General features: G+C 72.4%; 1 protein-coding gene and 1 pseudogene. Both read left to right on the plus strand.

Going from position 1 to position 5,518, the window contains the following annotated elements:
- On the plus strand, window positions 1–704 hold a 704-nt coding region (locus tag JS756_RS35505), incomplete at its 5' end, for a phosphopantetheine-binding protein (RefSeq protein WP_240204861.1).
- Window positions 705–771: 67 nt separating this feature from the next.
- Window positions 772–5,518 (plus strand): annotated as a pseudogene (locus JS756_RS37750) (type I polyketide synthase); the annotation flags it as partial.

The raw sequence follows: 5,518 nt of genomic DNA on the forward strand, positions 1-5,518 counted from the left end.
GGGCGTTGGGGCGGGTGGTGCCGGGGGAGGAGCCGGTGGTGGTCGTCGCGGATGTCGACTGGGCACGGTTCACGCCCGCGTACACCAGTGTGCGTCCCAGCCCGCTCCTGACCGGCATACCCGAAGCGCAGGCGGCAACGGCCGGCAGCGCCGTCTCGGACTCCGACGAGGCGTCCGCCACGGCAGTGCGCGACCAGCTCGCCGGACAGTCGCAGGACGAGCGTCGGCAGGCACTGCTGGATCTGGTGCGCAAACGGGTGGCTGAGGTGTTGGGGCACGGCGATCCCGGGGCCGTCGGGTCCGCCCAGGCGTTCCGGGAACTCGGCGTCGACTCGCTGACAGCCGTCGAACTGCGCAACCGGCTGTCCGTCGATGCCGGAGTGAAGCTGCCCAGCACCCTCGTCTTCGACCATCCGACGGCGCGTCACCTGGCTGCGTTCCTCGACGACGAACTGTTCGGCGGGGAACAGTCCGATGCGGTGACGGCGCTGGTCGCCGAGCTGGACCGGCTGGCTTCCACGATTTCAAGGCTTTCCCCAGAGATGGGCGTCAGGGCTCTCGCCCAGGCGCGTCTGCGCAGCATGCTGGCGGAGCTGGGTGATCAGATCGAGGCCGATGCCAAGGCCTCGGTCTCCCAGCAGCTCGAGGCGGCTTCGGACGACGAGATCTTCGACTTCATCAACCGGGAACTCGGCCGGTCCTGAGCGCCAGCGTCGCAGCCGAAGCAGGCCGAACGGTTCCTACCGCCGACAACGTATGGGGCAAGTTCCAATGGCGAATGAAGACAAGCTCCGGGACTACCTCAAGTGGGTCACCGCCGACCTCGCCGAGACGCGCAGCCGGCTTCAGGAGCTGGAGTCGCGCGGGGACGAGCCCATTGCGATCGTCGGAATGAGCTGTCGCTTCCCCGGTGGCGTGCGGTCCCCCGAGGACTACTGGCAGCTCCTGTCGGACGGAGTGGACGCCATTTCCGCCTGGCCCACCGACCGTGGCTGGGACACCGAGGCCCTCTACGACCCCGACTCCCGCCGCCAGGACGGCAGCTACGTCCGTGAGGGCGGCTTCCTGACCGGCGCGGGGGACTTCGACGCCGGCTTCTTCGGCATCTCGCCCCGCGAGGCCGTCGCCATGGACCCGCAGCAGCGGCTGCTGCTGGAGACGTCCTGGGAGGCCTTCGAACACGCGGGCATCGACCCCGAGTCCGCGCGGGGCGGACGCGCCGGAGTCTTCGTGGGCTGCAGCAACCAGGAGTACGGCGCGGGCCTCACCGACGTCCCGGACGACGTGCGGGGGCACCTGCTCACCGGCAACTCGACGTCCGTCGCCTCGGGTCGGGTGTCGTACGTGCTGGGGCTGGAGGGTCCTGCGGTGACGGTGGACACGGCGTGTTCGTCGTCGTTGGTGGCGTTGCATCTGGCGGTGCAGGCGTTGCGGGCTGGTGAGTGTGATCTGGCGTTGGCGGGTGGGGTGACGGTGATGTCGACGCCGGGTGTGTTCGTGGAGTTCTCGCGGCAGCGGGGGTTGGCGTCGGACGGGCGGTGCAAGGCGTTCGCGGAGGGTGCGGACGGCACGGGCTGGTCCGAGGGTGTGGGCATGCTGCTGGTGGAGCGGTTGTCGGATGCGCGTCGCAACGGGCATCGGGTGTGGGCGGTGGTGCGGGGCAGTGCGGTCAATCAGGACGGTGCGTCGAACGGGTTGACGGCTCCGAACGGTCCGTCGCAGCAGCGGGTGATCCGGGCGGCGTTGGCGTCGGCGGGGCTCGGGCCGGGTGATGTGGATGCGGTGGAGGCGCATGGCACGGGTACGCGGCTGGGTGATCCGATCGAGGCGCAGGCGTTGATCGCCGCCTACGGCCGGGACCGTGAGCGTGAGCGGCCGTTGTGGTTGGGGTCGGTGAAGTCGAACATCGGGCACACGCAGGCGGCGGCCGGTGTGGCGGGTGTGATCAAGATGGTGCTGGCGATGCGGCACGGTGTGCTGCCGCGCACTCTGCACGCACAGGAGCCTTCCACGCACGTCGACTGGACGGCGGGTGATGTGCGTCTGCTGCAGGAGGACCGGGAATGGGCGGTGCGCGAGGACCGGCCGCGCCGCGCCGCCGTGTCCGCGTTCGGTGTCAGCGGCACCAACGCCCACGCCGTACTGGAGGAAGCGCCCAGCGAGGAGGCCCACGAGGACGAGGCGGGCCCCGAGACCTCGCGGGCCTCAGACTCTGCCACGGCACCCGTCGGCGACCGTCTGATGACCTGGGTGTTGTCCGCCCGCACCCCGGACGCCCTGCCCGCCCAAGCCGGCCGGCTCCTCGCGCACCTGCGGGAACACCCCGACGCCACACCGACCGACCTCGCCTGGTCGCTCGCCGCGCACCGGTCGGCGCTGCCCCACCGGGCCGCCGTCATCGGTACCGGGCACGCCGAACTCGTCGCCGGGCTCACCGCCCTCGCCGACGGCGCCCCCGCCGACGGCATCGTGACCGGCACCGCACAGCCCGACGGCAGCACGGCGTTCCTGTTCGCGGGCCAGGGTGCACAACGCCCCGGCATGGGCGGCGAGTTGTATGAGACATATCCCGCGTTCGCCGCTGCCTTCGACGCCGTGGCCGAGGAACTGCCGTTCGATCTACGGGAGATCGTCTTCGGCGGGGACGCCGACCGGCTGAACCGCACCGAGTACGCACAGCCGGCCCTGTTCGCCCTCGAAGTGGCGCTGTTCCGGCTGCTGGAGTCGTGGGGCGTACGACCCGACGTCCTCGCCGGGCACTCCGTCGGTGAGATCGCCGCCGCCCACGTGGCCGGCGTGTGGTCGCTGACGGACGCCTGCCGTCTCGTCGCGGCGCGCGGCCGGCTCATGCAGGCACTCCCCGAGGGCGGCGCGATGGCCGCGCTCCAGGCTGCCGAGGACGAGGTGCTGCCCCTGCTCGGCGAACGGGTGGGCATTGCCGCGGTCAACGGCCCGCAGGCCGTGGTCGTCTCGGGTCCGGCGGACGACGTGGAAGCCATCGTCGCGCACTTCCGCGACCGGGGCCGCAAGGTGACGGCCCTGCGCGTGAGCCACGCCTTCCACTCGCCCTTGATGGAACCGATGCTCGACGAGTTCCGGACCGTGGCCGAGAGCCTGCACTACGAGGAACCCGCCTTCCCCGTCGTGTCCACCGTCACCGGCACCACCACGACCGAAGAGCTGTGCTCGCCCGAATACTGGGTGCGCCACGTCTCCCGGACGGTCCGCTTCGCCGACGCCGTGCGCGGCCTCGCCGCCCGCGGAGTCACCCGCTACCTGGAACTCGGCCCCGACGGCACCCTCGCCGCGCTCGCCCAGAACAGCCCGGAGGCCGCGACCCACACGGGCGGCGGGCAGGCCACGCTGTTCACGGCCACCCTGCGCAAGGACCGCGACGAGCCCGTCGCCGTCATCACGGCGCTGGCCCGCCTGCACGCCCACGGCACCCCCGTCGACTGGGCAGCAGCCCTCCCCGGCGGACGCCGCACGGCCCTGCCCACCTATGCCTTCCGGCACCAGCGCTACTGGCTCGCCGACCACAGCCTCCCCGCGACCGGAAGCGGCGGGCAGGGCGGGAGCCCGGTCGCCACCACCGCCGACGCCGAATTCTGGGACGCCGTGGACCGAGGCGACCTCGGCTCGCTGTCCTCGTCACTCGGCCTCACCGCGGAGTCCCTGGACGGACTGGTCCCCGCCCTGTCCTCCTGGCGCCGCCGCCGCCAGGAGCGGGCACGGGTCGACCGGTGGCTGTACCGGCCGCACTGGCAGCCGGTACAGCCGTCCTCCGGCACCGTGCTCTCCGGACGGCTGCTCCTTCTGGTTCCCGAAGGCACGGCCAGGGACGACCGCACCGCCGGACTCCTGACGGCCCTCGCCGCGCCCGGAGCCGAACCCGCGGTCGTCGAGCTCCCGCCCGCTCCCGAACGCGAGGCACTCGCGACCGAGTTGGCGAACCACAGCGACGGGATCTCGGGCGTCGCCCTGGTCACACCGTCGACCGCCGCCGATGCGGTCCAGCTGTGCGGGACCGTCGCCGCGCTGTTGCAGGCGTGTGGGGATGCCGGTGTGGGGGGCCGGGTGTGGGTGCTGACGCGTGGTGCGGTGTCGGTGGGGCGTTCGGACGGTGCGCCGGATCCGGTGCAGGGGGCGGTGTGGGGTCTGGGCCGGGTGGCGGCGCTGGAGTACCCCGATCGGTGGGGCGGGTTGGTCGACCTGCCTGACATCCTCGACCGGCGCTCCGTCCAGCGTCTCGCCTCGGTGCTGGCGGGTGACGCAGGCGACGAGGACCAGATCGCGATCCGCCCGTCCGGCGCATTCGGCCGCCGGTTGGAGCGGGTGCCGGGGAACGGTGGGGAGACCGGGTGGCGGCCTCGGGGCACCGTGCTGATCACGGGTGGTACGGGTGCGTTGGGTGCGCGGGTGGCGCGGTGGGCTGCCACGGAGGGTGCGGGGCATCTGGTGCTGGTCAGCCGCCGCGGCATCGAGGCTCTCGGAGCCGCCGAACTGCGGGACGAGCTCGTGGCCGCGGGCGCGGGGGTGAGTGTGGTCGCGTGCGACGTCACCGAGCGTTCCGCGGTGGAGGAACTGCTCGCCGAGTTCCCGCCGGATGCGGTGGTGCATACGGCGGGTGTGCTGGACGACGGCGTGATCGAGGCGCTGTCCCCGGAGCGTTTCGCGGGCGTGCTGCGGACCAAGGCACTGGCCGCCCAGCACCTGGACGAGCTGACCCGCGACCGCGACCTGGACGCCTTCGTCCTCTTCTCGTCCTTCGCCGGAAGCATCGGCGCCGCCGGCCAGGGGAACTACGCGGCGGCGAACGCCTTCCTCGACGCGCTGGCCGAGCGGCGCCGGGCGGAAGGGCTGCCCGCGACCTCGATCGCGTGGGGCCCGTGGGCCGACGGCGGCATGGCCGACGACACCGATGCCACCGCACGCATGCGGCGCGGCGGAGTGCTCCCGCTCACCGGCGAAGCCGCCCTGGACGTCCTGGCCCGCGCAGCTGCGTACCCGACACCGGTCGTCGCCGACCTCCACTGGGTGGACTTCGCCCCTGCCTTCACCACGACGCGCCCCAGCCCGCTCATCGCCTCCCTGCCCGACGCCCGGGCCGTCCTCGAAGGCATCAGGACCAGCGCCGAGCGCCTCGGCCACGACGACGGCGCCGGTCTCCTGCGCCGACTGACCGGACGTACCCCCGCCGAACAGGACCGCGTCCTGCTGGAGACGGTCCAGTCCTGTGCCGCCGCCGTTCTGGGCTACCCGAACCCCGAGTCCGTCATCGCCGAGCGAGCCTTCCGCGACCTGGGCATCGACTCGCTCACCGCTGTGGAACTGCGCAACGGCCTCGTCCCCCTGACGGGCATCTCCGACCTTGCCGCGACGGTGGTGTTTGACTATCCGACGCCGGTGGCGTTGGCGCGGTATCTGCGGGAGCGGTTGCTGGGTGTGGTGGGTGTGGGGTCGTCGGTGGTGGGTGCGGGTGTGTCGGTGGGGGTGGTGGACGATCCGGTGGTGATCG

The sequence above is a fragment of the Streptomyces actuosus genome, assembly GCF_016921115.1.
GTDB classification, from domain to species: Bacteria; Actinomycetota; Actinomycetes; order Streptomycetales; family Streptomycetaceae; genus Streptomyces; species Streptomyces actuosus_A.